Annotated in this window: 22 protein-coding genes; 8 read left to right on the plus strand and 14 right to left on the minus strand. The window is 50.5% G+C overall.

Features of this window, described 5'->3' with window-relative positions; translation table 11 throughout:
* The 5 genes from MKQ68_RS06345 to MKQ68_RS06365 form a co-directional block, all read right to left on the minus strand.
* Nucleotides 1-396 (minus strand): BlaI/MecI/CopY family transcriptional regulator, encoded by a 396-nt coding sequence (locus tag MKQ68_RS06345; protein ID WP_264282561.1) that lies wholly within the window; start codon nt 394-396, stop codon nt 1-3.
* Nucleotides 397-591: 195 nt separating this feature from the next.
* Nucleotides 592-2,502: a S9 family peptidase gene (locus MKQ68_RS06350; protein ID WP_264282562.1), complete on the minus strand. Its 1,911-nt coding sequence runs from the start codon at nt 2,500-2,502 to the stop codon at nt 592-594.
* A 104-nt stretch (nt 2,503-2,606) separates the two neighbouring features.
* Nucleotides 2,607-3,095 (minus strand): hypothetical protein, encoded by a 489-nt coding sequence (locus MKQ68_RS06355; RefSeq protein ID WP_264282563.1) that lies wholly within the window; start codon nt 3,093-3,095, stop codon nt 2,607-2,609.
* 370 nt (nt 3,096-3,465) lie between these two features.
* A complete protein-coding gene (locus MKQ68_RS06360) occupies nt 3,466-4,404 on the minus strand; it encodes an ADP-ribosylglycohydrolase family protein (RefSeq protein WP_264282564.1) in 939 nt (312 codons plus the stop codon).
* Nucleotides 4,405-4,455: 51 nt separating this feature from the next.
* Nucleotides 4,456-4,875: a Dabb family protein gene (locus tag MKQ68_RS06365; RefSeq protein ID WP_264282565.1), complete on the minus strand. Its 420-nt coding sequence runs from the start codon at nt 4,873-4,875 to the stop codon at nt 4,456-4,458.
* Nucleotides 4,876-5,070: 195 nt separating this feature from the next.
* On the opposite strand from MKQ68_RS06365, the gene MKQ68_RS06370 reads away from it, so the two are divergent.
* From MKQ68_RS06370 to MKQ68_RS06380, 3 genes are all read left to right on the plus strand, one after another.
* On the plus strand, nt 5,071-7,089 hold the full coding sequence (locus MKQ68_RS06370; RefSeq protein ID WP_264282566.1) for a DUF3858 domain-containing protein: 2,019 nt from the start codon (nt 5,071-5,073) through the stop codon (nt 7,087-7,089).
* Nucleotides 7,090-7,091: 2 nt separating this feature from the next.
* Nucleotides 7,092-8,996 (plus strand): DUF3857 domain-containing protein, encoded by a 1,905-nt coding sequence (locus MKQ68_RS06375; RefSeq protein ID WP_264282567.1) that lies wholly within the window; start codon nt 7,092-7,094, stop codon nt 8,994-8,996.
* A gap of 136 nt (nt 8,997-9,132) precedes the next feature.
* On the plus strand, nt 9,133-10,131 hold the full coding sequence (locus tag MKQ68_RS06380; RefSeq protein WP_264282568.1) for an NADP-dependent oxidoreductase: 999 nt from the start codon (nt 9,133-9,135) through the stop codon (nt 10,129-10,131).
* Between the two features lie 176 nt (nt 10,132-10,307).
* Here MKQ68_RS06380 and MKQ68_RS06385 read toward each other — a convergent pair whose 3' ends face one another.
* Entirely contained in the window at nt 10,308-11,096 is a 789-nt protein-coding gene (locus MKQ68_RS06385; protein WP_264282569.1) for a DUF937 domain-containing protein, read from the minus strand.
* A 341-nt stretch (nt 11,097-11,437) separates the two neighbouring features.
* On the opposite strand from MKQ68_RS06385, the gene clpB reads away from it, so the two are divergent.
* Both clpB and MKQ68_RS06395 read left to right on the plus strand, forming a co-directional pair.
* Entirely contained in the window at nt 11,438-14,035 is a 2,598-nt protein-coding gene (gene clpB / locus MKQ68_RS06390) for an ATP-dependent chaperone ClpB (protein WP_264283638.1), read from the plus strand.
* A 138-nt stretch (nt 14,036-14,173) separates the two neighbouring features.
* On the plus strand, nt 14,174-14,626 hold the full coding sequence (locus MKQ68_RS06395; protein WP_244840123.1) for a nucleoside deaminase: 453 nt from the start codon (nt 14,174-14,176) through the stop codon (nt 14,624-14,626).
* A 3-nt stretch (nt 14,627-14,629) separates the two neighbouring features.
* Here MKQ68_RS06395 and MKQ68_RS06400 read toward each other — a convergent pair whose 3' ends face one another.
* The 4 genes from MKQ68_RS06400 to MKQ68_RS06415 are packed head-to-tail and all read right to left on the minus strand — an operon-like array spanning nt 14,630 to nt 17,271.
* Nucleotides 14,630-14,983 carry an anti-sigma factor family protein gene (locus MKQ68_RS06400; RefSeq protein ID WP_244840124.1) on the minus strand — a complete coding sequence of 118 codons (354 nt, stop codon included), beginning with the start codon at nt 14,981-14,983 and terminating at the stop codon, nt 14,630-14,632.
* 28 nt (nt 14,984-15,011) lie between these two features.
* Nucleotides 15,012-15,599, minus strand: a complete 588-nt coding sequence (locus MKQ68_RS06405) for an RNA polymerase sigma factor (RefSeq protein WP_264282570.1) — start codon at nt 15,597-15,599, stop codon at nt 15,012-15,014.
* Nucleotides 15,600-15,659: 60 nt separating this feature from the next.
* Nucleotides 15,660-16,712, minus strand: a complete 1,053-nt coding sequence (locus MKQ68_RS06410; RefSeq protein ID WP_264282571.1) for a tetratricopeptide repeat protein — start codon at nt 16,710-16,712, stop codon at nt 15,660-15,662.
* Nucleotides 16,705-17,271: an RNA polymerase sigma factor gene (locus MKQ68_RS06415; RefSeq protein WP_264282572.1), complete on the minus strand. Its 567-nt coding sequence runs from the start codon at nt 17,269-17,271 to the stop codon at nt 16,705-16,707. Before MKQ68_RS06415 ends, MKQ68_RS06410 begins: the two co-directional genes overlap by 8 nt.
* A 70-nt stretch (nt 17,272-17,341) precedes the next feature.
* Between MKQ68_RS06415 and MKQ68_RS06420 the strand changes: the two genes are divergently transcribed.
* Nucleotides 17,342-18,109, plus strand: coding sequence for a C40 family peptidase (locus tag MKQ68_RS06420; protein WP_264282573.1), 768 nt, complete (start codon nt 17,342-17,344; stop codon nt 18,107-18,109).
* A 205-nt stretch (nt 18,110-18,314) separates the two neighbouring features.
* On the opposite strand, the gene MKQ68_RS06425 is transcribed toward MKQ68_RS06420, so the two are convergent.
* The 3 genes from MKQ68_RS06425 to MKQ68_RS06435 form a co-directional block, all read right to left on the minus strand.
* Complete coding sequence (locus MKQ68_RS06425; protein ID WP_244840151.1) at nt 18,315-18,851, minus strand: inorganic diphosphatase; 537 nt, start codon at nt 18,849-18,851, stop codon at nt 18,315-18,317.
* Nucleotides 18,852-19,045: 194 nt separating this feature from the next.
* Nucleotides 19,046-19,414 carry a nuclear transport factor 2 family protein gene (locus tag MKQ68_RS06430; protein ID WP_264282574.1) on the minus strand — a complete coding sequence of 123 codons (369 nt, stop codon included), beginning with the start codon at nt 19,412-19,414 and terminating at the stop codon, nt 19,046-19,048.
* Nucleotides 19,415-19,687: 273 nt separating this feature from the next.
* The gene (locus tag MKQ68_RS06435) at nt 19,688-20,641 is read right to left on the minus strand and encodes a PhoH family protein (protein WP_244840153.1); all 954 of its coding nucleotides are present in this window, start codon (nt 20,639-20,641) and stop codon (nt 19,688-19,690) included.
* Nucleotides 20,642-21,138: 497 nt separating this feature from the next.
* Here MKQ68_RS06435 and MKQ68_RS06440 point away from each other — a divergent pair, with 497 nt between their 5' ends.
* Nucleotides 21,139-24,153 carry a PAS domain-containing sensor histidine kinase gene (locus MKQ68_RS06440; RefSeq protein WP_264282575.1) on the plus strand — a complete coding sequence of 1,005 codons (3,015 nt, stop codon included), beginning with the start codon at nt 21,139-21,141 and terminating at the stop codon, nt 24,151-24,153.
* 72 nt (nt 24,154-24,225) lie between these two features.
* The gene (locus MKQ68_RS06445; protein ID WP_264282576.1) at nt 24,226-24,552 is read left to right on the plus strand and encodes a response regulator; all 327 of its coding nucleotides are present in this window, start codon (nt 24,226-24,228) and stop codon (nt 24,550-24,552) included.
* Here MKQ68_RS06445 and rpe read toward each other — a convergent pair.
* A complete protein-coding gene (gene rpe / locus MKQ68_RS06450; RefSeq protein ID WP_264282577.1) occupies nt 24,549-25,217 on the minus strand; it encodes a ribulose-phosphate 3-epimerase in 669 nt (222 codons plus the stop codon). The genes MKQ68_RS06445 and rpe overlap by 4 nt on opposite strands.
* Nucleotides 25,218-25,231: the final 14 nt, after the last annotated feature.

The raw sequence follows: 25,231 nt of genomic DNA on the forward strand, positions 1-25,231 counted from the left end.
TTATTTGCCTTTTTCAACCTGTTGTAAAAACGCTTTAATAGCGTCCAGCTCTTTTTTAGAGGTCTTACGGTTGCCGAGCAGCTGCATCATCAGGCTGCTGGCAGAGCCGTTGTACATGGTCTCCACAAACTTGTCCAACAGGAAGCCTTTCGTTTTGCTCTCCTCTGTAGCCGGACTGTACACATGTTTCATCTGGCTCTCGTCGCGCACGAGCAGACCTTTTTCTACCATTATCTGCATCAGCTTAAGGGTAGAGGTATATTGTACTTCCCGTTTCTCTTCGTTCAGTTTGTCGTTCACCACACGTACAGTCGACGCACCGTACTTCCAGAGCACCTGCAAGATCTCCAGCTCGGAACGGGTAGGTTCCTGTAAGTCTTGTTGTTCTTTCTTCATAGCTTAAAGGTAGGAAATATTTCGTACGAAAAAGTTTCTAGGCGTCTTTTTTCTGAAAATCTGGGTTTATATACATAAAAGAGGCTGTCTCATTATCAATGAGCAGCCTCTTTTTATTGGGGACCTGATCGAAGCAAGTGATCGTTCAAGTCCTTCGTTTATCTATGTTACAACCTTTCGGCAGGATGAAAATTGTTATCTTCTTCCGCCCATTGCACGTGGCGCACCACTTTTCTGTTCTACCTCGCGGTTCATCTCCATGATATCTACCGGTTGCGAGAAATCGCCCAGCAGCCATTTGGCATAGTAGTCCGCTAGTCCCCAGAAGAACCATTCCTGCATGTCGCCATAGGCGTGGGCCTGACCAGGCAGCAGCATGATGTCGAAACGTTTGTTCGCGCGTATCAGTGCATTGATGACACGGATGGTGTTGGCAGGGTTCACGTTATCGTCCACATCGCCGGTAGTCAGCATCAGGTGGCCTTTCAGGTTCTTCGCCAGTTCCGGGTTTTTATCGATGTTGTATACGAATGTGGTGTCGCCTTTATCGCCGACTACTTCTTTTACACCGTGATGTTTTTCACTCCACCAACGATTGTAGATGGCGTTATCGTGGTTACCTGAGGAGGATACGGCCACTTTAAAGAAGTCGGGGTACACGAGCATGGCTGCGGTAGACATAAACCCGCCACCGGAGTGACCGTGAATACCTACGCGATTGATGTCGATAAAGTTGTAGCGGTCAGACAGCTGTTCGATCGCGGCTTTTTTATCTGCCAGTCCGTAGTCACGCAGGTTGCCATAGCCGTAGTTATGATACCATTTTGAACGGCTCGGGTTTCCACCGCGGTTGCCCATAGTCACGACGATCATGCCGATTTGTGCCAGCCTGTCGGTACGGTCGGCTCCTTTACTAAAGGCTTTCAGTACGGCTTCTGTCTGCGGGCCGGGATATACATAAGCTACTACCGGGTATTTTTTCGTGCTGTCGAAATCGTAAGGCTTATACATCACGCCGTAGATGTCTGTGATGCCATCATCCGCCTTTACAGAAAAGATTTCGGGGAACTTGTAGCCTGCAGCAAACAGCTGACTAAGGTCTGCGGTTTCCAGGTCCATCACCTTTTTACCTTCCGCATTGTACAGGGCCGACTTCGGCGTCGTGTTCACGCGGGAGTAGTTATCTACAAAGAAAGTGTTGTTATCGTTCAGGCTCATGCTGTGGTCAAAGTCGCCGGCATTCAGCAGGGTAAGGCCGCTACCGTCGAAGTTAACTTTGTACAGGTGCAGATAGTAGGGGTCTTCTTTGGCTTCGCGCCCGTTGGCGGAGAAGTAGAGTACACGCTTCTTTTCGTCGATGCCAACAATATCTTCACAATGGAAGGAGCCGGAGGTGATCTGGTTCTTCAAAGTGCCGTCACCGTTATACAGGTAGAAGTGGCCCCAGCCGTCTCTTTCGCTCCACTGGATCAATTCTTTACCATCGTTTACCAGGCCCAGTTTGCGCGTTTCCACATAAGTATTCATGCGCTCTTCGATCAATGCTTTGGCAGTACCAGTGGCCACATCCACACTCATCACGTCTATACGTTTGAGATCGCGGCTGGTGCGGTGCAGGTAGAACTTATCTTTTGTGCCCAACCAGGTAAGCGGCCGCCAGTCGTCGTCACGCTCATTCTGTTTAAAGTTGGCCGACCAGATGGCTACGTCCTGGTTCTTAAAGGCGTTTACGGCCAGGGTACGTTGATTGCCGGTGGCGGCGTCGAAGAGGAGTACAAATTCTTCCGGTGCTTCCTTTTCGCCAGGCAGCTGGTATTTGTATGTTTTAAGGGTAGGACGGGGATCGGCAATGCTGTTGATCACCCACATTTCTTTCAGCTTACGCGTATCTGAACGTACCATCGCAAACTGTTTGCTGTCGGGCGACCATAACACGTAGGCCGCACGGCGTTTAGGTTTTGCTTTTGCGCTGTCGCTCGTGTTATCGTCATCTTTTTCACCACCACCATATGCAAAAAACTCAATGCCGTCTTTGGTGAGCTGTGTTTCCACGATCGTGGTATCGCTTTCGTTCTTCAGGGCCTTCTGGTAGTTGGCCTTATCCATCTTATACAGATTATAGTTACGGGCGAAAACGATCGTAGCACTGTCGGGTGAAACGGAAGCCCAGTTTGGCCTGCGGGCTGGTTTCCTGAAGTCTTTCAGCTCTTTTACTTCACCGCTCGCAAAGTTGTATTCGAAGTAGAAGATCTTTTTACCGCGGGGGGAGGCGTGCCTTTTTTCACGGTCGTGTCTTTTCTTTCTTCGTCGATGCTGCTCTTGATCTCGAAACGCATGGCGGTCTCGTTCTCGTTCAGGCGAAGACTGTCGATGGGCAGGTGTTGCGCATCGAAAGGGTCCTTTACGATCTTCGTGAGTTCCGCCGCCAGTTTGTCATTGTTGAACATCTCACGTTTGTCGCGCGCGGCCGGGTTTACGATGTACCATTTGCGGCCGGAGGTAGTTTCGTACATGTACCAGAACCGGTCCGATTGCTTGAACCAGTGGGGCGTTACGGCGGTAGAGAAGACCATCTTACCCAATTTCTTAGGCGAGAATTTAGAGGCCAACTGGTAGTTGGCTTTTGCAGCAGGTTGGCTTTGCGCCATTAACAGCTGCAGGTTCAGCAGGAAGAAAGAAAACAGTAACGCTTTTTTCATTCATTTACAGGTTTTGATAAAGTATAAGGACATACGCCGCCGCCATGAGACGCCGTCATCAGTCCGGGGATATTTGCGGTTAAGAAATGGATAATATCATATAAGTCGCTCCCAGTAAGGGTTTAGACGGGCCGCAAAATACGGAGTAGGGGAGTAAAAGGGGAAGGAAGCAGTATGACCGGTTGCATGCCGGTACAGATGGAGGCGCGGTGCTTACCGGCAGGCCCGCGGCCCGCCGGTTTTAAGATGGGTTATATCTAAGGGAGCTATAATATCGTCTTGACGTTCGGTGGCATCATCCGTTAAGCGATATATCTTGCAGCCAGCTGTTTGTCGGTGCCATCACAGCACGCTATCGCCGGCATGGCGGCTATGCGCCATATCTCACAGCCAGCTGCTCCGCCAGCGCCATAATATCGTCCTTACGCGCCATCGCATTTACCCAGTCGGAGGGGATGGCCTCAAAGCCGTACAGCAACCCGGCCAGTCCGCCTGCAATGGCGCCGGTGGTGTCGGTATCGCTGCCAAGATTCACCGCCTGTAATACGGTATCGCTAAAATTATCATTGTTCAACAAGCACCAGATGGAGGCTTCCAGCGAATGTACCACATAGCCGCCGCTTTGGATCGCGATCTCCGGTATATGCCATATCTCTTCGTTCAACAGGCGCGAAAATATCTTTACCTCTTCCTGGTTGATTCGCAACTGCTGCAGGTACGACTTTACGATGTCTTCCACGCGTTTGTAAGCCTGGAACTTGTCCACGCCATCCAGCAATTGCCGGGCAAACTCCAGGTAATAGAAACATGCGATCACTGAGCGTATATGCCCGTGTGTGATGGCAGATACCTGTTTGGTTAGTGCGTACCGTTCCTCTACCGGAAGATGGCGTATGTGAAATACGAGTGGCAGGATGCGCATAAGTGATCCGTTGCCGTTGTCTTCGCTGCCGAAGCCGCCTGCCAGATCGGGCTGTATGCCCCGCGCCAGGCGGTCGATCGCAATACGGGTGGTGTTGCCGATATCGAATACTTCGCCATGCGCCGCCCAATAGCCGTTCCGCGACCATTGAATAAAACGCTGCGCAGTATCTTCCAGGCTGAAGCCTTCGGCCATACTCGCAGCCAAACAGAAAGTAAGAGAGCCGTCGTCGGAAAAGGTGCCTGCGGGCTGCCGGTGGGTGCCAAATGCCCGCATGTCGGTAACTGGGTTGGATTTCAGGCTTTCACGGCTGGTAAACTCAACAGGCACGCCCAGTGCGTCGCCTGCAGCCACGCCAAAGAGGGCGGCTTTATAAATATGGTCCATATACAATGCTAAAAAATGCAGGCCGAAGCCTGCATCGAAATATGTCAAAGATTACACGTCGATCGAATCATACACTACCACACGGCTCCACAAAGAAGAACATTCTTCGATGAATTTCAGGTGGATAGGATCTGTCTGGTAAGCGTCCTGGTCTTCTTTATTTTTGAAGAACAGCAACCAGGAAACCGCGTAAGAGCGGTCGATTACGTCGCGGTTAGTCGGCGCGGGCTGACCAATATAGAATTGGGCAATGGTTTTGGCGGATGATAGTTTCCTCAGTCCTGCCACGAGTTTAGCCTTATCGTCCTTACTGGTAGCATTCTTCAGCCAGAAGTAAACGTGATGGATAAACGGGCCGTCTGCATTGGCGGCGGCTGCGGCGGGTGCACTCGCCAGAAAAGGCGTGATGGCGGTAACGGCTGCGGCTTTACCGGCGTTAGCCAAAAACTGTCTCCTGGATGCTTTACTCATATACTGGGTAGTTTTATTCGGGACTAAATTAACAATTCCCGCCCGTTCTTCCGACAACTGTATGTTACTATATTGAAAATCAATGCCGGATGGTTGAAAAAATACCATTTTCGGGTCGGTATGACACGAAAGATTATTTCGCAGCAGGCTCATTTTTATTACATTTACGCCAATTGCGTTTAACCTGATCCCTTTATGCCCTTGAAATTTACCAGCATCGTGATGCTATGTTGTGGTTTGTTCACCTTGCAAGCCACTGCCCAGGATAAACTGGACGTTACGTTCGGAAAAGTTGTTCCCGAAGACTTTAATAAGACTTTTACCGCAGATCCGGATGCGCCGGCTGTTGTGCTGTTCGATATTGGCAGTACCACTTTCGAAACGGATGGTGGCTGGTTTCAGCTGATATTTAAACGCCATCGCCGCGTGAAGATCGTGAACAAGAACGGCTATGATGCGGCCAGTGAAGCTATTCCCGTATACGTCGACGGCATGGACGAAGAACGCCTGTCTAACCTGAAAGGCGCTACGTACAACCTCGAGAACGGCAAGGTGGTAGCGACGGAACTGGAAAGTAAATCCGTGTTCAAGGACAAATACGATAAGAAACGTGCGTTGAAGAAGTTTACCATGCCGAATGTAAAAGAAGGCTCTATCGTAGAATACTCGTACACCATCACTTCCGACTTCCTGTTTAACCTGCAGCCCTGGGAGTTCCAATCGACGGATTACCCGATTTTGTGGAGCGAATACAAAGTGGGCATTCCTTCGTGGATAGATTACATCATGTTGCGCAAAGGATATGTAAAAGAACACATTCCTGATAAGCCCGAAACAAAGAGCCGCACGTACTCCTTCCGTTTCGAAGGTGGAGGCCACGCCGCTACGCAGACCTATAGTGACGTAGTGTCTGTCGTACACCACCGCTGGGTATATAAAGATGTACCAGCCCTGAAGCAGGAGGACTTTACCACTACGATCGATAACCACCTCGCGTCTGTCCGTTTTCAGCAGTCCGCCGTGCGTATTCCCGATCAACCCGTAAAGCCGGTACTGACCACGTGGGAAAAGTTGTACGAGAAGTATATGGAAGACGAAAACCTGGGAGCATTGCTAAAAGCCAATAACTATTTCCTGGACGACCAGGTAGCCAGCCTTACCAGGGGGGCAGATAGTAAAAAGGAAAAAGCCCGGCGTATTTACGAATTTGTACGCGACAACTATACCTGTACCAATCATAGCCGTGTAGGGATGGACAATTCCCTGAAAACGACGTTCTCAAAAAAGAACGGTAACGTCACAGAGATCAATATGCTGCTGATCGCCATGTTAAACAAGGCCGAAATTGACGCATATCCTATGATCCTCAGTACGCGGAATAACGGTGTCGCTTATTCGTTTTATCCCATTTTTGATATGTTCAACTACACCGTGTGTGCGGTAAACGACGGCGAAAAGTTCTATTACCTCGATGCGAGCCATCCGTATCTTGGCTTCGGCAGGCTGGACGCATCGTGTTATAACGGGCATGCACGCATCCTGAATCCACTGACAGTGGGTAAGGAGCTGAGTCCGGACTCGCTGCGCGAACGTAAGTTTACGACCGTGATGGTGAGCCCTGACGAGAACGGTGAGCTACGCGGTATCTGGAAACAAACGCCGACGTATTTCGAGTCCTGCGCCATGCGCGAGCGTATCAAAGAAAGCGGGGAAAGCAGCTACTTCAGTAATCTCTCGAAAAGCTACGCCGGTGAGGCTAAGCTGGCCAAGACAAAGATCGATCACCTCGCGGAAAAGGAATCTTCTTTGGGAATTGAATATGAGTTTCTTGCGCAGGAAGACTCAAAGGCAGATGTGCTTTACTTTAGCCCGATGTTTACCGAAGCCTATAAACACAATCCGTTCAAATCCACGGAGCGCACGTATCCCGTAGAAATGCCCTGCGCGATCGATGAGAGTTTCACCTTTGCGCTCATCGTGCCGGAAGGTTATGCCGCAGAGGAGTTGCCCAAGTCTGTAAAGGTGACTTACGGCGATAACGAAGGCCTGTTCGAATACCTGCTGGCCGATGCTGGCGGCACCTTGCAGATGCGCTGCCGTCTCAAACTGAACCGCGCTACTTTTGAGCCGGATGAGTACAATGACCTGCGCAGCTTCTTCGACATGATCGTGAAGAAACAAGCCGAGCAAATAGTTTTGAAAAAGAAAAAGTAACGATGACAAGATACCTGTATAGTACGCTGCTGTTGTTGTTGACGGTGCCTGCGCTGGCTGCTGATCCCGACTATAATGCGGCCTTGATACCGAAAGCACTGAAGGAGAATGCAGACGTGGTGAAACGAATGGAGCGCATCACCGTAAAGCTGGACGGACTGAAAGATGTAGTCATCGTACGCACTTACGCACTCACCATTATGAACGAGAATGGGGATGATTATGCCAATGTGTTTGAGAGTTACGGGCAGCTGGGCGACGTGCGTGGCATTCATGGTGCGTTATATGATGCGAACGGCAAACAGTTACGTAAGCTGAAATCCTCCGAAATAAAGGACCTGAGCGGGTCTGATAACAGTTCGCTGATGACGGATACGCGTTATAAACACCATAATTTTTATCATCGCGTATATCCTTACACGATAGTTTACGAAATCGAGACAAAGGAAAAGCAAACCTTTTTCCTGCCTGACTGGTTCCCACAATCAGCACCGTCATACGCAGTACAGCAAAGCCTTTTCGAGATAAGTGTGCCGGAGGACTACCAGCTGCGCTGGCGTGCATTCGGTTATCCCGCGCAGCCGCTGCAAAAAACAGAGAAGGGTAAGAAGACATACACCTGGGAAGTAAAAGATATGCCCGCGCTGGAAAGTGAACCATTCAGTAAGGAATGGCATAACCGCACCACCGCCGTATACCTTGGGCCGGGTGAGTTCCAGATGGACGCATACAAGGGCCAGATGGCTACCTGGCAGGATTTGGGCAAATTTGTGTATGAGCTGAATAAGGGACGAGATGTGCTGCCCGATAACATCAAAGCAAAAGTTCACGAACTGACCGATGCGCTGGCAGATCCGAAGCAGAAGATCGCTTCGCTCTACCGTTACCTGCAGCAGAACACCCGTTACATCAGCATTCAACTCGGTATCGGGGGATGGCAAACCTTTGATGCAGCGTACGTTGCAGGTAAAGGTTACGGGGATTGTAAGGCATTGAGTAATTACATGTGTGCCCTGCTGAAGGAAGCCGGCATCCGCTCACATTACACGCTGGTAAAGGCGGGGCGTGGCGAAACGGAGATGATAGAAGACTTTCCGATCAGCCAGTTCAATCATATTATCGTAAGTGTGCCCCTTTCACAAGATACCGTGTGGCTGGAGTGTACCAGCCAGACTTTGCCGCCGGGCTATTTGAGCGGCTTTACGGCGAATCGCGCTGTACTGCTCGTAGATGAAAGCGGCGGCAAGCTGGTACGCACGCCAAAATATGGCATGGAGCAAAACCTGCGTCGTAGCCGTCTTACCGCTACCATTACCGACAACGGCGATGCACAGATGGAAGTGCGTACGCATGCCACCGGCCAGTTGCAGGACGATCTGCACGCCACGATTCATTCCTTATCGCGCGAGAAGCAACTGGAAGAGCTGCGCGATAATATCAACCTGCCCAGTTACGAAATCAAAAATTTCGGTTATAAAGAGTTTCCCGGTGAGCTGCCAGCCATCGACGAAGAACTGAACATCTCCGCCGCCGCTTACGCTTCGGTGACCGGTAAACGGATGTTCATTACGCCCAATATACTGTCGCGCAGCGGCGTGCGCATCCAGGAAGATACGGCGCGCAGGTCCGAGATATTTCTTCCTTTCTCATCGCGGTCAGTGGATACGGTGTTGATCACGATCCCCGAAGGCTACACTCCGGAAACGAGCTTTCAGCCGGTGACGGTTTCGAACAAGTTCGGTAAGTATACGTGTAGTGCGACTGTGACAGGCAACCGCATCACTTACGTTCGCGCCAGGGAAACTTATGATGGGGTATTTCCACCATCTGACCTGAAAACGCTGCGTAGCTTTTATGAAGAGATGTATAAGGCAGACAGGCAGCGTATTGTTTTCGTAAAGCAATAAAATTGATACATTCGTCCCGGCGGCCCGCAGGCAACTAGCCACGCGGGCCGTTATTATTTGTTGATAAAAGCGGCTCAACTTTTGGGACGAAGCCGCGTTATCTTACACATACGAAACAGATTTAAACAGATAAATCATGAGTGCAAAACAGATCGTATTAGCGGCACGCCCGAAAGGTTTGCCAGACGCATCCACCTTCCGGTTCGAAAACGTGGAAGTGAAGTCGCCCGCCGAGGGAGAAGTGAGGATAAAAGGCCTCTATTATTCAGTAGACCCTTACATGCGCGGCCGTATGAGCGATGCGAAATCTTACGCCGCACCTTTCGAGGTGGACCAGCCCATCGTTGGCGGTATTGTAGCCGAAGTACTGGAAAGTAAAGCGCCGGGCATCGCCGTGGGCGACCTTGTTACCGGCCGCGTGCCCTGGGCTACGGAAGTAACCGTGCCCGCTACAGAATTGTCAAGGATAGATCCTTCTATTGCCCCGCCTTCGCACTTCCTGGGTATACTGGGCATGCCAGGCCTTACGGCTTATTTCGGGTTGATGGATATCGGTAAACCAAAGGCGGGCGAAACCGTACTGGTATCCGGTGCCGCAGGTGCCGTGGGCACTGTGGTCGGACAACTCGCTAAGCAGGCAGGTTGCCGCGTAGTCGGCATCGCCGGTAGCGACGAAAAAACGGAGCTGCTGAAGCACGAGTTCGGGTTCGACGAAGCCATTAACTACAAAACCACCCCGGACATAACCGCCGCCATCGCTGCCGCCTGTCCGGACGGTGTAGACGTATACTTCGATAACGTCGGCGGAGAGATATCTGATGCCGCTATCATGAACCTCAACTTCCACTCCCGCATCGCCCTTTGCGGCCAGATCGCACATTACAATGCCACCGAAGTGCCGATGGGTCCGCGCCTGTTCCCCAGGCTGCTCACCCGCAAGGTGCTCCTGAAAGGCTTCATTGTCAGCGACTACATCGACCGCGTACAGGAAGGCTTCGCTGCTCTCGCCAAAGGTGTAAAGGAAGGCAAGCTGAAGTACCGGGAGACTGTCGTAGAGGGGTTCGACAAGCTGCCGGAAGCGTTCTTGAGCCTGTTTTCCGGGGAGAACAAAGGGAAAATGATCGTTAAAGCATAGTTGATGAGGGCCGCTCCCGCGGCCCTCATTGTTTATATACATCCTGATCCGGAGGATTTCACCCGGATGTCAAGCTGTTTCAGTACAAGCCCCTGGTCGGTCGTACAGGCTACTTAACCATCACCCAACCATCACCCAACCATCACCCAGCCATCTGCTCCCTGTTCAAACCACTTCTATTGAGCGTCCGAAACCGCCTTTACCGCGTCTGTTTCCATTTGTGACGTAATCACCGTATCCCGCGGAGGCGTCTGCACATTGGTTGTATTACCGCAACCGCGCAGGAGCCACCAGATCATCAGGCCCAATACGAGCAAGATCAGGGCAGGCCATGTAAGGTTGCGGTGGCTGGTTTCGGCGGGCATCTCGGGGTGTTCGTGGTGCTCGCCGCCGCCGATGCTGGCAATGATGCCGGATAACTTACGCCCGATATTATCCAGGCGGCCGATGCCCATTAGCGAAGGAAGGTTAAGTCCGGCGGGAACGGCTTTCAGCACTTCCTCCTTGTGGTTATTCAGGAAAGCCAGGAAGCCCAGGGGGCTCATGCGGTGGTCGAGGGCGTATTTGCCCACTTCGCCGAGCGAGAGCGGGGCGGTAGTTTGCAGCAGTGCGTGGGCGGAGGTTTTTTTAATACCCGCATACTCCGCCAGGCCATTACAAACATGCTCGGTACGATTGCCGAAGAAGGTTTGCAGCAGGTGTTCGCCTTTGTGGATCAGGTTGCCGGATACGCCCTGGGTAACGTTGCCCGCAGGGTGTGCAGCAGCGTCTTTTACCAGTCCGAAAATATTGGTGGCATCGCCGGGGGCGCTGATCTTGCTGAGTAAGCCGGTAAGGATGGTAGGAATGCCGGCGGCCAGTGCTTTCTGGATGCCAGCTTCCGGCTCGGCCAGTTGGGTGGCTACTTTAGCAATATACTCGCCTGTAAAGTGCGATCTAACGGTTTGAAGCAGGTCAAAAGACATAATGCGTTGTTTTGAGTGTTAAAGAAGATAACCAGGGTGGGATAGTTGAAGTGTGCGACGCAACGACGGCCCCATTGGTGTTTTACGGCCGGGCACATCCCATTTCGCATCAGTGATAAGCGGCCTTCTCATGTTCGTTGGCGGGTTAACGTATCACCCAAAAGGTTAGGATGAAGGGGTGAATCGGAAATTTTAGCAGGAAAACGCGCCTTGAACTGATAAAGCTGCAGGTTTTATCGTTAAATGCTGCCAAAATTGCGTCTTTTTTGTTTGGTGCAACGTTTGCTTACTACAACAAAGCAATCAAAGAATTGTTAGGCAAAAAGGAAGAAAGTAAAGCTATGAACCTGAATAATTTCACTATCAAATCACAGGAAACGCTGCAACGGGCGCAGCAACTTGCTTTCAATCACAAAAACCAGTCGATTGAAACAGGCCACATCCTGAAGTCGCTGTTAGACGATGAAGATAACGCTATAGAATATTTATTAAAGAAGAACGATGTAAACACGGGCTTCCTCGACAATAAACTGAACGAGCAACTGCAACGTTATCCGATCGCCAGCGGCGAGCCCGGACAAATGCTCAGTCGCGATGCGAACAACGCGATACTGCGCGCAGGTTCGGTAATTAAAGAGTTTAAGGATGAATTTGTGAGTGTCGAACACTTGCTGATGGGCATCCTGAGCGGCAGCGATGATACTGGCAAACTTTTGAAAGACGCGGGTTTAACCGAGAAAGGACTGAAGTCTGCCATCGCTGAACTGCGTAAAGGTGGTACGGTGAACTCGCAAACGGCCGATGCGCAATATAACTCGCTGCAAAAGTATGCGAAGAACCTGAATGAGCTGGCCGCCGCCGGTAAACTGGACCCGGTAATCGGCCGCGACGAAGAGATCCGCAGAACGCTGCATATCTTAAGCCGCCGTTCTAAGAACAACCCGATACTTGTAGGCGAACCTGGTGTAGGTAAAACCGCTATCGCAGAAGGTTTGGCGCATCGTATCGTCAACGGCGACGTGCCCGATAACCTCAAGTCCCGGATCATTTTTGCCCTGGATATGGGCTCGCTGATGGCGGGTGCCAAGTACCGCGGTGAGTTTGAAGAACGTTTGAAAGCGGTGATCAAAGAGGTGAGCGAAAGCGAAGGAAATATCATTCTCTTTATCGACGAGATACATACCCTCGTAGGTGCAGGTGCCATGGAAGGCGCGATGGACGCAGCCAATATCCTGAAACCGGCCCTTGCCCGCGGTGAACTGCGTGCGGTAGGTGCTACTACCTTAAACGAGTACCAGAAGTACTTTGAGAAAGATAAAGCGCTGGAACGCCGCTTCCAGAAGGTGCTGATCGACGAGCCCAGTACGGAAGACGCGATCTCTATCCTGCGCGGACTAAAGGAACGCTACGAAACGCATCACCATGTGCGTATCAAGGATGATGCGATCATTGCCGCAGTAGAGTTATCGCACCGTTACATTACCGATCGCTTTTTGCCCGATAAGGCCATTGACCTGATCGATGAAAGCGCGGCCAAACTGAGGCTGGAAATGAACTCCATGCCCGAAGAACTGGATGAGCTCGAACGCCGCATCCGCCAGCTCGAAATTGAGCGGGAAGCGATCAAGCGGGAGAAGGATGAAGATAAATTAAGGGAACTCGGCGAACAGATCGAGAACCTGAGCGAAGAAAGAAATACGTTCAAAGCCAAGTGGCAACAGGAAAAAGAAGTAGTAGATAAAATACAGCAGGCGAAAGCAGCGATAGAGGACCTGAAGCATGAAGCAGAGCTGGCAGAGAGAAATGGTGAGTATGGTAAGGTGGCGGAGATCCGTTACGGCAAGATCAAGGAGCAGGAAGAAGTAGTGGAAGAACAAACCGCCGTATTAAGCGCGATTTCCGATAACCAGAAGCGACTGCTGAAAGAGGAAGTAGATGCGGAAGATATTGCAGAAAATGTGGCGAAAGCAACCGGTATTCCGCTGGCGAGGATGATGCAAAGTGAAAAGGAAAAGCTGCTGAACCTGGAAGAGGAACTGCACCAGCGCGTGGTTGGACAAGAGGAAGCGATTAGTGCGGTCGCAGATGCGATACGCCGGAGCCGCGCCGGACTGCAGGACCCTAAACGACCTATAGGTTCCTTCATTTTCCTGGGTACCACGGGTGTAGGTAAAACCGAACTGGCAAAGGCTTTGGCCGAATACCTGTTCGATGACGAAAGTATGATGACCCGCATCGATATGAGTGAGTACCAGGAGAAACACTCCGTAAGCCGCCTGGTAGGCGCGCCTCCGGGCTATGTTGGGTACGATGAAGGTGGTCAGCTCACAGAAGCCGTTCGCCGCAAACCTTACTCCGTAGTACTGCTCGACGAAATCGAGAAAGCCCACCCGGATACGTTTAACGTACTGCTGCAGGTGCTGGATGATGGTCACCTTACCGATAACAAGGGCCGCACGGTGAACTTTAAGAACACCATCATCATTATGACCAGCAATATGGGCGGCAATATCATCCAGGATAACTTCGAGGGAGTAACTGAGGAGAACAAAGACGAAGTAGTGGAAAATACCCGCGACCAGGTGATGGAATTACTCAAACAAACCATTCGTCCGGAGTTCCTCAACAGGGTGGACGAAGTGATTATGTTCCAGCCACTGATGAAGAGTGAGGTGCGTGGTATAATTAACATACAATTACAGCAGCTGAAAGAGCTGGTTTCTAAAAATGGCATGATATTAGATTTCTCTGATTATGCCATTGATTACCTCGCTGAACAAGGCTATGATCCTCAGTTTGGCGCCCGTCCGCTGAAACGTTTGATACAGCGACAGATCGTAAACCTGCTGAGTAAAAAGATACTGGCAGGGGATGTGGAAAAGAGCAAACCAGTATTGGTAGATGTGTTCGACGGCGTGGTGGTAATCCGCAACAAATAACTTCAAATACGACGATATACAGTTACAGGAAATGCCCGGGTGATTCTTCATCCGGGTTTCTTTTTTGAGGAATCAGTATCTTTAAAACTAAACGTACACCATATGAGTCACCCGGCAGGTAAGCGAGAAAAGCATTTTATGCAGATAGCAGTAGCCTTATCCGAAAAAGGTATGAAGAACGGCGATGGCGGTCCGTTTGGCTGCATCGTGGTAAAAGGAGATGAGATCGTGGGAGAGGGGTGGAACCAGGTATTGCTGCACAGTGACCCCACCGCGCATGCCGAAGTGGTGGCCATTCGTGATGCCTGTAAACGGCTGAACACCTTTCAGCTGGAGGGTTGTGAGATCTATACTTCCTGCGAGCCTTGTCCCATGTGTTTAGGCGCCATTTACTGGGCGCGGCCGGCGCGGGTGTATTATGCCAATACCAAAGAAGATGCTGCAAACATATTATTCGATGATTCAGACATCTACCAGCAACTGAATATACCGCATGCGGAGAAACGTATTCCATTGGTAGCGCTGCCGGACGAGCAGGCGATAGCGGTATTTAAGATGTGGGCGGAAAAGCAGGACAGGACGTTATATTAGCCGCTACCGGCGTACCATAAAATGATAAGCAAAGAAGCAGGCCAGTACGATGAAGAGGATGATGAGTGTGGTAACGGCCAGTGACGTATAAAACTCTTTACTGCGTTTGCGACGGTTCTTACGGCGCAGGTTCTGCAACACTTTCCATTTCATTTGCCGGATGACGGCGGGGATCTTTTCCTTCTCGGGGATGGCGGACAATCCTTCCAGCGCGTCGCTGCAAAACGGGCAGTCGGCCACGTGCATTTCCACGCGGTGCCTGTCGGCGTCAGACAGCCTTCCCTGCAGGTAGTCCAGCAGCTCCTGCTGGGATACGCAGCTCGTCTCTACAAATATGTCGCGAAAATTATCGTTCATAAACTGTTGTCGCTAACCGTTATGCAAGTTAGCGTTTATTTTTACTGTACTTTTCTAATAATAGCCTCAGGTTACGCTTCCCGTTCTGGATGTAACTCTTCACATGTGACAATGAATAGCCGGTATGGTCTGCTATTTCCTGGTAGGAGCGTTTGTCTAAATAAAACAGCTTCACGCAGGCCTGTTGTTCCGGGTTCAGCATGTTCATAGCGTCCTGCATGTTTTCGAGCAGGAGGTCTTTCTGCTCCTTTTCCACCCGTGCCTCCTTTTCCTGGTCGATCTCCAGGCTTCCGCCCATCGTATTTTCGTCCAGCTCACGGCTGTAGCGTGTATTCGTTTTACGCAGCTGCATGAGGCAATGGTTCTTCGCTACCTGGTAAATCCAGGCTTTAAAATGTAATACTTCATGCTTATGTACGTCTGATAATACTTTCAGGAAGATATGCTGAACACTGTCTCGTGCATCCTCTTCGTTCTTGAGATACTTCATACATAAACCCAGTAGCAGGATGGCATAACGATCGAACAAGATGCCTATCCATTCGCTATTGCCGTCGGTTTTGTACCGCTGCAGCAATTCCAGGTCAGTAAGGTTTTGATAGCCAGGATAATTCACAGTGTAAATATAGATATCTGTGACTAAGATGCGGCATTTTTAGAAATCCATAAAAAAGGATTAATCTTTCAGGGCGTTCTGGGCGGCTACTTTCATGCTGCCATCCATTTTTACCACCTCTTTGAATAGTTTACGGGCTTTGCCGGACTGGCCGCGGTTCTTGTAACATATGGCCATCTGGTAACGGGCCAACTCTCCAAACTTGCTGGAGGAAGACACTTGTTTATACCGGTCAATGGCTTTGTCGAAGTCGCCTTGTTGTTGCAGCATTTGCGCTGATTTATAAAGAGATTCGTCTACGTTGACGGCTTTGGGTTCTTCTTTTTCTTTCTCTTTGGATGCGGGTGCTGCCGGTTTAGGCTCTTCTTTTTTCTCTACCTCTTTCTTCTCCGCTGCGGCAGGGGCAGGAGGGGGCGTGTGATGCACTACGGAATCCTTTATTACAGTTTTCTTCGGCGCAGGAGTTGCGGCAGAATCTCGTTTAGCCGGAGGCGTTGCCGCGGCCAGCAGTTGTGCAGAATCACGTTTAACAGCAGCTGCCGGTTTGCGTTGTGCAGTATCACGACTGATAGCCACTGCGGGCTGCGCAGGGGCCGGAGCGGAGTTGTTGTCGGCTACGGAAGTGATGGTGGCGTAACGGGCGTCTCCTGACGTTTGCGATACGTTCTCCGGCACGGCTGCCGGCGATGCGGCGGCCATGTGTTGTGGCCTGGAGCCGCGGTGTTTGATCGCCGCCTGTACGATATAGATGCCACCGCCGATGAAGCCGATGAAGGCGAGCGTCCAGAAGTAGGCCAGCAGGCTTTCCTGTTTGCGGCCTTTACGAATGGCCTTTTGCTGCACTACATTACGTGGTGCAGGCATATAATGCTGAGAAATGTAAGTAATGGTATTGGTCGTCAGCTGCTCGTAAGTCTCGCGGTTAGCCTGCTTCTCGAGCGACTGCAACGCCGTGTAACACAGGTCACAATCGACCAGGTGTTGCTCTACGAGATGTTTCTCGATGGGCGTCATCTTACCGTCGATGTAACGGGGCAGCTGGTCGCGGTTAACACACCTTACCGGGGTAAAGATCTTTAAGATCCGTTCTTGTATGGGAAACTTGTTATTCATAGGCCTGGTCCATCAGTTGAGTGGCTAATTTTTTACGCGCTGCTCTGAGCATATTCCTTACTTTATCCCTGGTAATACCTCTTGCTGCCGCTATTTCATCGAAGGATTGCTGTTCCGCGTAAAACTGAGCGACCACTTGCTGATCTTCCTGCGAAAGTTGTTCGAACCGCTGTAACAGTTCGCCGCTGAGTTGCTGTCTTTCAATAGGGTTGCTGCCCGACTGCTGCACGCGGTACTCGGCACGGTAAATTGCCTGTACGTCGCGGGATATATGGTTCGGATGAATATTAGCCTTTGGATTGAAGTGAGTGGCCAGCGTTTGCTGTACGCAGTCGTTTGCGCGCGGCACGTGCATGGTACGGATGTTCTGGTCCAGCGATTTTAACACCGCCGGTATTACCTCCGCCGCCTTTTCGCGGCTCGCCAGTTTAGGCATGCAGTATGCTACCAGCAGATGGCTGTAACGCTCCAGCAGGGCACCTACTGCCTCTTCGTCCCGCAGTTTGCGAACACGGTTCAGCAATTCCTTATCACTCATATTATTTAATAGCAGCTGCATAATCCTATCTATAATTTACGCATTTTCGTGTAAATGTTCGACACACTTATAATAAAAAATAACAATTAGTATGCCATACGCCGTGACCATTGTACCAGTTATGCCCATGCGGGCGGAGCCCAAACATCGGAGCGAGGTTATTTCACAGGTTTTGTTTGGGGAATTTGTTGAAACAGAACCAGTTGTTACGGATGGCTGGGTGAAGGTACGGAACCGCTATGATAATTATGAAGGTTGGGTAACGGTATCGCATGTCGAAATAGTGGAAAAAGATCTTTTCGATGCACCTGCCCGCTTTTACGCACCGGCCTGGGTCAACCGCATCATTTTCAATGGTCAGCCGATGCATGTCCCGTTCGGCTGCGAGTTTAGCACGAACGGCAGCCAGGTCACGAAATGGGGAAAATACGACCTACAGTTTGAGTCTCCGCTAACAGAGCTGCCTGCTACCGTCGATCCCGCAGCGGTCTTGAAGCACGCACCTATGTTCCTGAACACCTCTTACCTATGGGGTGGCAAGTCTGTATTTGGGGTGGACTGTTCCGGTTTTACGCAAACTGTTTACCGCCTGGCGGGTATACCATTACAGCGCGATGCATATCAACAGGCTGCGCAGGGGCAGGGGGTAGGCTTTTTACAGGAAGCGCAGCCCGGCGACCTGGCGTTCTTCGATAATGCAGAGGGGCGCATTACCCATGTAGGCGTGCTGCTCAACGATCACGAAATCATACACTCCGCCGGCAAGGTGCGGATCGACGATATCGATAACGAGGGTATTGTAAACAGGGATACGGGTGAACGAACGCACAAGCTGCGGTTGATCAGGCGGTACTGGTAGGGGATTGGGGCGATCTCTCTATAGAAAATGCGCTGGATCGTGGCGGCATTGCAAACAGCAGCAACACCCGTCGGTGATGCTGATTGTCAAATTCAGGCGGCACCAGGAAACATCGCCAGCGCCAGTCATATGTCAGAGCCGATATACATAAAGGAGAAGCGCGGCCTGTTACAGGCCGCGCTTCTCCTTTATTACTTAGATGTACTTACTTCTTAAAAGTCGTGTTATACAGCTCGATGCTTTCCATCACGATTCTTTCAGCTACTGCTTTGTTCTGGAACTCCTCTACTTTTACGGTCTTCTTCTCGAGTTTCTTGTACTCTTCAAAGAAGTGACGCATTTCGTGGATGAAGTGCGGAGGCAGTTCAGATATATCGTTGATGTGGTTTACGCTCTGGTCGTGGGCGGCAACGGCAATGATCTTATCGTCGGCCTCACCGCTGTCGATCATCTGCATCACACCGATTACCTTCGCTTCTACGAGGCACATGGGCACGCAGGTGATCTGGGAGATGATCAGGATGTCCAGCGGATCATGGTCATCGCAATATGTTTGCGGGATGAAGCCATAGTTGGCCGGATAATATACAGATGAATACAATACCCTGTCGAGTTTCAGCAGACCACTTTCCTTGTCCAGCTCATATTTGGCACGCGAGCCCTGGGGGATTTCGATAATACCTGTAACGATGTGCGGTGCCTTATCGCCGTAACTAACGCTATGCCAAGGATTTGTTGTCATAATCTTGATGCTTTCTGTTTGTTTATATGGTTCAATATTGCATATCCTCGTTATCCGAGGGGGGCAAATTTAATAAATAAGGAACAAATACCGGCAATTATATCCTTGCAGGTAAATGAAGTGTGGAAATATAAAGGGGATTGCCTTGCTTACAGGGTGGGATGGTGCATGTTCCGTTTCCGTAATGTAGGTTGCTATTGGGTTACGGCCGATGAGTCCATCGGTACGACCGTCGCTGAGTCCATAATTGGACCCTCCATGGCGCCTGGGGCCGGGAAGTTCGGGATGATGCTTTCGAAGGTGAGGGATATCTTCCACTTACCACTCTCTTTTATCAGCTGCAGGGTTTCCTCCTGTTTGGATGAAGAATTGAGTATGGTAACAGTGGCGTTATCGCCGTCCTCTTTGGCATTCAGCACCTTAATCTCCGCAAGTTTGATCTTCTCCCGCTCCTCGTCCGTTCTGCGGCGATCGAAGATCGAGTAAAGGGTAATTACCTGGTGCGATTCTTTCGTAGCGTATTCTTTAGCCTGGTCAAAATTAGACTGCTGGATGGCGTGCATAAAATCCAGTGCTACTTCGTCCGGCTTGGTCTGCTTTTGACAACCAACAATCAGAAGGCCAATTAAAACACCAAACAAAAGTACAAGTCGCCTATAATAGCTCATGTGGCTGTTAGTTAAAAAATTTCGACAAAAATAGGGGGATTGTTTGAATTGCGCAACTTACAATATCGGAAGTTAAGGTCCTGTTAAACTGTTTTAGACAAAAGCCAGGCGGGTACTGGCACGGGCCGGTTGGTCCGTGCGGCAGTAACGCCTGGCTTTCGATGAAAATTAATTGTCTTTGTTTGCCTCGTACGCCCTGATGATGGCTTTTACCAGCCTGTGGCGCACCACGTCCTCCTCATCCAGCTGCAAATAACCGATACCATCAATGTTCCTGAGTATCCTTGTCGCCTTTTCCAGCCCGGAACGTTGGTTCTTGGGAAGGTCAATCTGCGTAAGGTCACCTGTAATGATGGCTTTCGCACTGGAACCAATACGGGTAAGGAACATCTTCAGCTGCAACTCGGTCGCATTCTGGGCCTCATCGAGAATGATAAAGGCATTGTCCAGCGTACGTCCGCGCATGTAAGCCAGTGGCGCGATCTCGATCACACGGTTGGTCATGAAGTAGGTGAGCTTGTCCGGCGGGATCATATCGTCCAGCGCATCGTACAACGGGCGCAGGTACGGATCGATCTTCTCTTTCAAGTCGCCGGGCAGGAAACCCAGGCTTTCGCCGGCTTCCACCGCAGGGCGGGTGAGGATGATCTTACGCACGGCCTTGTTTTTCAGTGCCCGTACCGCTAAGGCAACGGCGGTGTAGGTTTTACCGGTACCTGCCGGACCGACTGCAAAAACGATGTCGTTCTTGTCGGTCATGCCCACCATCTTTTTCTGGTTGGCGGTTTTAGCACGTACGGTGCGGCCGTTGGGGCCGAATACCAATACCTCGTTGGGGTTGCGGTCACTGAAATGGTCCACGCTCACTTCTTCGTCGCCCAGGATCTGTTCAAAATAATTTTCGGACAAGTTGCCGTTGCGCTCGAGGTACTTTACGATCTGGCCGATCTTCTCCTGTGCCGTCGCTACCTCTTCAGGCGCGCCCGACAACTTTAGCTGCGTTCCGCGGGAAAGGATCTTAAGCAAGGGGAATTTCTTTTTCAGCAGATCAAGTTTACCATTGTTCACCCCGAAAAATTCGATAGGATTTACACTATCCAGGTTAATGATCGACTCTGTCAATGGACCTAAAGTTTAAGATAAATAATACTGTTTCAATCCCGGATAACTGTCATTCCATGTCAGCACCCGTATAATTTGTAATCATGAAAACCGTCGTCCAGAGCAATTACCTTGATACCTATTTACAGGTATAGGCAGATACATCACCGGGCAGAGCAGCTGCCATGTAATCAGCAGCAATAACAACGCCAAACCCTTTTTCTGTTGCAGTGATGTGATGCTGTTTAAAGATGCTTAACGTCCTGAACCAAAGATATTTGAAAAAACGGATAAAAGGTTGGGTGCCAAATGCCTGTTAGCTATCAATGCCTTATGGGCAAAGGGTTTCAGTTATCCACAGATTATCCCCGGCCGCCCGTCAATGATAATATTGATTTTTTCTGTTAACAAGGAAATGTGTTATATTATGACTACTTTTAACTTTGATTTAATTGGCCGTCTAAGCAGAGCATGATGAATTTCCGGGAGTACAAAATGCCAACAGACTTACTTACAACATGAACGACGCTGCTTTAAGTCAGGTGCTGGATGATATCCAGGACGGCATCGCCATCTTCGATATGGAATGTCGTTTCGTCCGCGTCAACAAGGTCTTTTCGGCAGAATGCCGCAGACTGTACGGAGCGGATATCAGGCCCGGCATCAGTGTTTTATCCCTTTGTGAAGCGTACCCGCAATGGGCCCAGCAATGGTTATATCATTGTAAAAGGGCACTTGCCGGGGATAGCAACACCTATGTGTGCTCCATACCAAATGTGGTTCCCGGGGGCGCGCATCACCGCATTTCCTTTAAACCGCTTTACGATAACGATGGCGAAGTAACGGGGGCGTTTATGCTTTCGCGTAACGTAAGCCACGAGTTGAGTTTTTACCAGGACATGTTGCATGCCAATGCACACCTGCACCAGGTACAGGCAGCAATGGACGCATGCGCCATGGTGGCCCTGCTCGACGAACGTGCCCGCATCATCCGCGTAAACCAGATGTTCTGCGAGGCTACCGGTTTGCCGGCGCCTGCATTGGTAGGCCTCTCGTTCGGACAAATCATCAGCCAGGTAGAATCGCCCTGCGATGCAGACGAAATATGGCGCACGCTTAAAACAGGCAACACCTGGCATAACGAAGTAGCATATAACAGCGCCGATAGTAGTCTTATCTGGGTGGATGCGACCGTAAGTCCGTTCAGTACGGGCGGCGGACAAGGCGGCTATCTTGTTATCTGTTTCAATATTACTGCCCGCAAACAACAGGAGCTAAAAGCCCGCGAGAACGAACAGTTCTACCGCAGTGTGCTCGAAAACCTGCCGGTGGGCCTGCATCAATACACTGCTGATGGCTGGAGCGTTGACCTCAACAACTACATGCGCGACATCCTGGGCGAAAACCACCTGTCGGTAAACGGCCTGCCTTACAATGTATTAGGTGATCCGATCAACCGCCACAACGGCCTCAACGCGTTATTCGAAGAAGTGATCCGCCGCCGGGTGCCGGTCAAAAAAGAAATACTGCTTAAATATACGGAGGTACAAAGCGGCGCGGTTACCCGCATCCAGCCCGCTTATTACGAAGCTACAGGCTTCCCGGTGATCGGGCAGCAGAACGAGCTGGCGTACATGTTCCTCATCCTCAGTGAAATTACAGAGAAGAAGCTGGCAGAACTAAGCCTCGAAAAGAGTGAAAGGCTGCTGAATAATATCGTCGAGAACTTGCCCATCGGGTACATACAGTTCGATAACTTCGGCTTCATTCGCCGCGTCAACCAAACGCAACGCCTGTTTTTCGGCAATGTAACGGATGGTGCGGAGGATAGCTATAATATGATAAACGATCCGTTCGCCAAACTTTTTGAGCTGGACCAGCTGTTTATGCAGGTGCTACAGCACGGCAAAATGGTGCGTACGGAAAAACGGCTTGACTTGTCCATGGACAAGGAGTGGTCAAAGCAGGAGCGGGAAGTGTACCTCGATCTGACCATGTTCCCGGTATACGATCCGGTGGATAAAGACCAGATCGTAGTCGCGCTGGTAAACGATATCACAGACAAAAAGCGCCAGGAAATCGAGAACGCCAAGTCGCAGGAGTTTATGCTGCAAACGGGTGAAATCGGTAAGATCGGCGGCTGGGAGATTGATGTGCCGTCGTACCGGGTACGCTGGTCGCCGCAAACCTATCGCATACACGAACTGCCGCCGCACACGCAGATGTCCATGGAAAAGATGGGCACCTTTTTTAGCGACGATGAACGTATGCGTATGGAAGAAGCGATCCTGGACTGCACGCAGTACGGCAAATCGTTCGATGTGCAGCTCACGCTGGTGACCGCGCGCAACAACAGTATCAAAATAAGAATGATCGGCAGGCCGGAGTTCAAGAACGGCCGCATCGTACGCATACACGGCGTTATACAGGATATTACCGAACAGTTCCAGATCCGTGATCAGCTGTCGCGAAATACGGAGCTGATGAGCCTCTTCTTCGACACGATCGATATGGGCTATGCGATCATGGGGCAGGATGGTAAGGTCAACTTCATCAACAAAAAGGCAGAAGAGATCATTGATCACGAAGCGGTAGTGGGGAATAATATCTTCGAAGTGTTTCCATGGCTGGTAGGTAGTACCTTCCACGCAAAGGTAAACGAGTGTATAGAGCATCGCAGGCCGGTGTCTTTTATCAATTACCTGCCGCAAACGAACACGTGGTACGAGTTCCTGCTGGCCTCCATGCAGGATGGCAGCCTGTCCATCTTCACCCGCAACATCACGTCCAGCCGGCGTATGCAGAAAGAGTTGCGCAAGGCGAACGAGCAGCTGCTCAGCCTCAATAAATACCTGGTAAACCAGAACAAGCAGCTGGAAGATTTTGCACACATCACGTCACATAACCTGCGCGCGCCAATCGCCAACCTGAAGGCGCTCATGCAGATATATAACAACACCGAATCTGAAAACGAGCGCGAACTGTATATCAATATGCAGCACGACGTGATCATGAACATCGATGAAACGCTGAACGACCTGATCGAAATTGTGCAGATCCGCAAGGACCTCAACCTCGAACGGGAATCGCTATCTTTCCAGGAAAGACTGCAGCGTATCAAAGAAATACTAACGGTGGACATTGAAACCAGCGGCATACGGCTTACCAGTGACTTCTCCGACTCGCCGGACATTGAATACCCTAAGATCTACCTCGACAGCATTCTTCAGAACCTGCTCACCAACGCGATCAAGTATCGCGCGAACGACCGGTCGCCGATGGTGCACTTCCAGAGCCGTAAGGTAGATGGGGGGGTAATGCTCACGGCGGAAGACAATGGGGTGGGCATTGACCTCGATCGTTACGGTCACAAGTTGTTCGGCTTCAGGAAAACATTCCACAAAAACAAAGACGCAAAAGGTATCGGATTATTTATCACCAAAAGCCAGATAGAAGCTATGGGCGGCAATATTCTGGCAGAGAGCAAACCTGGAAAAGGAACAAAATTTATTATTACATTTAGGCCCGAATAAGAAGATATGAAGCCGTTAAATACAATTTTTATTGTAGACGATGACCCTATACATCAGCAAATCACCGAGATTATGCTGGATCGTTTAAACATTACCAACGCAGTAAGCAAATTCAGTGACGCACAGGAAGTGCTCGACTACCTCCGCGACGTTGGTAAAGATGCTTCTAAACTTCCTGATATAATTCTCCTCGACCTTAATATGCCGGTGATGGACGGATGGGAATTTCTCGACCGCTTCCAGCAGATACGCCCGATGATGTCAAAGGGTATACGCGTATACGTGCTTACGTCTTCCATCGATGAAAAGGACCAGGAACGTGTTTCTTCGTATGATTTTGTGAGCGGTTATCTTACCAAACCCCTCACGAACGATGTGATTATGCAGCTCGCAGACTAACTTCCCGCTTTTTTCAACTGGCTGATGACTGCTTTCGGATCGGCAGCACTGAACACTGTATTGCCCGCTACCAGCACATCTGTGCCCGCAGCAACGATCTCGCCTGCATTGGCCACCGTCACACCACCGTCGATCTCGATCAGCGCGGAGGATCCGGCATCGTCGATCATTTTACGCAGCTGCCTTATTTTCGTGAGCGTGTGCGGAATGAACTTTTGTCCGCCGAAACCCGGGTTTACGCTCATGATCAGTACCAGGTCCAGGTCGTTGATCACGTTTTCCAGCACATTTAATGGCGTGTGGGGGTTAAGGGCCACACCGGCTTTCATGCCCAGGTCTTTGATCTGTTGAATGTTGCGGTGCAGGTGCGGACAAGCTTCCGCGTGAACGGTCAGGCTATGAGCGCCCGCATCCCGGAAGGCTTCGGCGTACTTCTCCGGCTCCAGGATCATCAGGTGTACGTCGCAAACTTTGTTCTTAACGATCTTCGACACCTGCGAAATCACCGGCAGGCCGAAGCTGATATTGGGTACAAAGCGGCCATCCATCACATCGAGGTGCAGCCAGCCGGCTTCGCTGTTATTGATCATTTCTATTTCCCGGTCGAGCTGCAGAAAGTTGGCTGCCAGCAGGGAAGGGGCTACGATAACATTCCGTTTTTCCAAAGCGTAAAGGTTTA

Source organism: Chitinophaga horti (genome assembly GCF_022867795.2).
GTDB classification, from domain to species: domain Bacteria; phylum Bacteroidota; class Bacteroidia; order Chitinophagales; family Chitinophagaceae; genus Chitinophaga; species Chitinophaga horti.

Excerpts from the sequence above, each read along its gene's own strand:
- MKQ68_RS06400 (WP_244840124.1), bottom strand. The coding sequence starts at position 14,983 with ATGAACGATAATTTTCGCGACATATTTGTAGAGACGAGCTGCGTATCC.
- MKQ68_RS06425 (WP_244840151.1), bottom strand. The coding sequence starts at position 18,851 with ATGACAACAAATCCTTGGCATAGCGTTAGTTACGGCGATAAGGCACCG.
- MKQ68_RS06375 (WP_264282567.1), top strand. The coding sequence starts at position 7,092 with ATGACAAGATACCTGTATAGTACGCTGCTGTTGTTGTTGACGGTGCCT.
- MKQ68_RS06365 (WP_264282565.1), bottom strand. The coding sequence starts at position 4,875 with ATGAGTAAAGCATCCAGGAGACAGTTTTTGGCTAACGCCGGTAAAGCC.
- MKQ68_RS06385 (WP_264282569.1), bottom strand. The coding sequence starts at position 11,096 with ATGTCTTTTGACCTGCTTCAAACCGTTAGATCGCACTTTACAGGCGAG.
- MKQ68_RS06440 (WP_264282575.1), top strand. The coding sequence starts at position 21,139 with ATGAACGACGCTGCTTTAAGTCAGGTGCTGGATGATATCCAGGACGGC.
- MKQ68_RS06380 (WP_264282568.1), top strand. The coding sequence starts at position 9,133 with ATGAGTGCAAAACAGATCGTATTAGCGGCACGCCCGAAAGGTTTGCCA.
- MKQ68_RS06410 (WP_264282571.1), bottom strand. The coding sequence starts at position 16,712 with ATGAATAACAAGTTTCCCATACAAGAACGGATCTTAAAGATCTTTACC.
- MKQ68_RS06370 (WP_264282566.1), top strand. The coding sequence starts at position 5,071 with ATGCCCTTGAAATTTACCAGCATCGTGATGCTATGTTGTGGTTTGTTC.
- MKQ68_RS06345 (WP_264282561.1), bottom strand. The coding sequence starts at position 396 with ATGAAGAAAGAACAACAAGACTTACAGGAACCTACCCGTTCCGAGCTG.
- MKQ68_RS06360 (WP_264282564.1), bottom strand. The coding sequence starts at position 4,404 with ATGGACCATATTTATAAAGCCGCCCTCTTTGGCGTGGCTGCAGGCGAC.
- MKQ68_RS06415 (WP_264282572.1), bottom strand. The coding sequence starts at position 17,271 with ATGCAGCTGCTATTAAATAATATGAGTGATAAGGAATTGCTGAACCGT.
- MKQ68_RS06420 (WP_264282573.1), top strand. The coding sequence starts at position 17,342 with ATGCCATACGCCGTGACCATTGTACCAGTTATGCCCATGCGGGCGGAG.
- clpB (WP_264283638.1), top strand. The coding sequence starts at position 11,438 with ATGAACCTGAATAATTTCACTATCAAATCACAGGAAACGCTGCAACGG.
- MKQ68_RS06430 (WP_264282574.1), bottom strand. The coding sequence starts at position 19,414 with ATGCACGCCATCCAGCAGTCTAATTTTGACCAGGCTAAAGAATACGCT.
- MKQ68_RS06395 (WP_244840123.1), top strand. The coding sequence starts at position 14,174 with ATGCAGATAGCAGTAGCCTTATCCGAAAAAGGTATGAAGAACGGCGAT.
- MKQ68_RS06445 (WP_264282576.1), top strand. The coding sequence starts at position 24,226 with ATGCTGGATCGTTTAAACATTACCAACGCAGTAAGCAAATTCAGTGAC.
- MKQ68_RS06355 (WP_264282563.1), bottom strand. The coding sequence starts at position 3,095 with ATGAAAAAAGCGTTACTGTTTTCTTTCTTCCTGCTGAACCTGCAGCTG.
- MKQ68_RS06350 (WP_264282562.1), bottom strand. The coding sequence starts at position 2,502 with ATGGATAAGGCCAACTACCAGAAGGCCCTGAAGAACGAAAGCGATACC.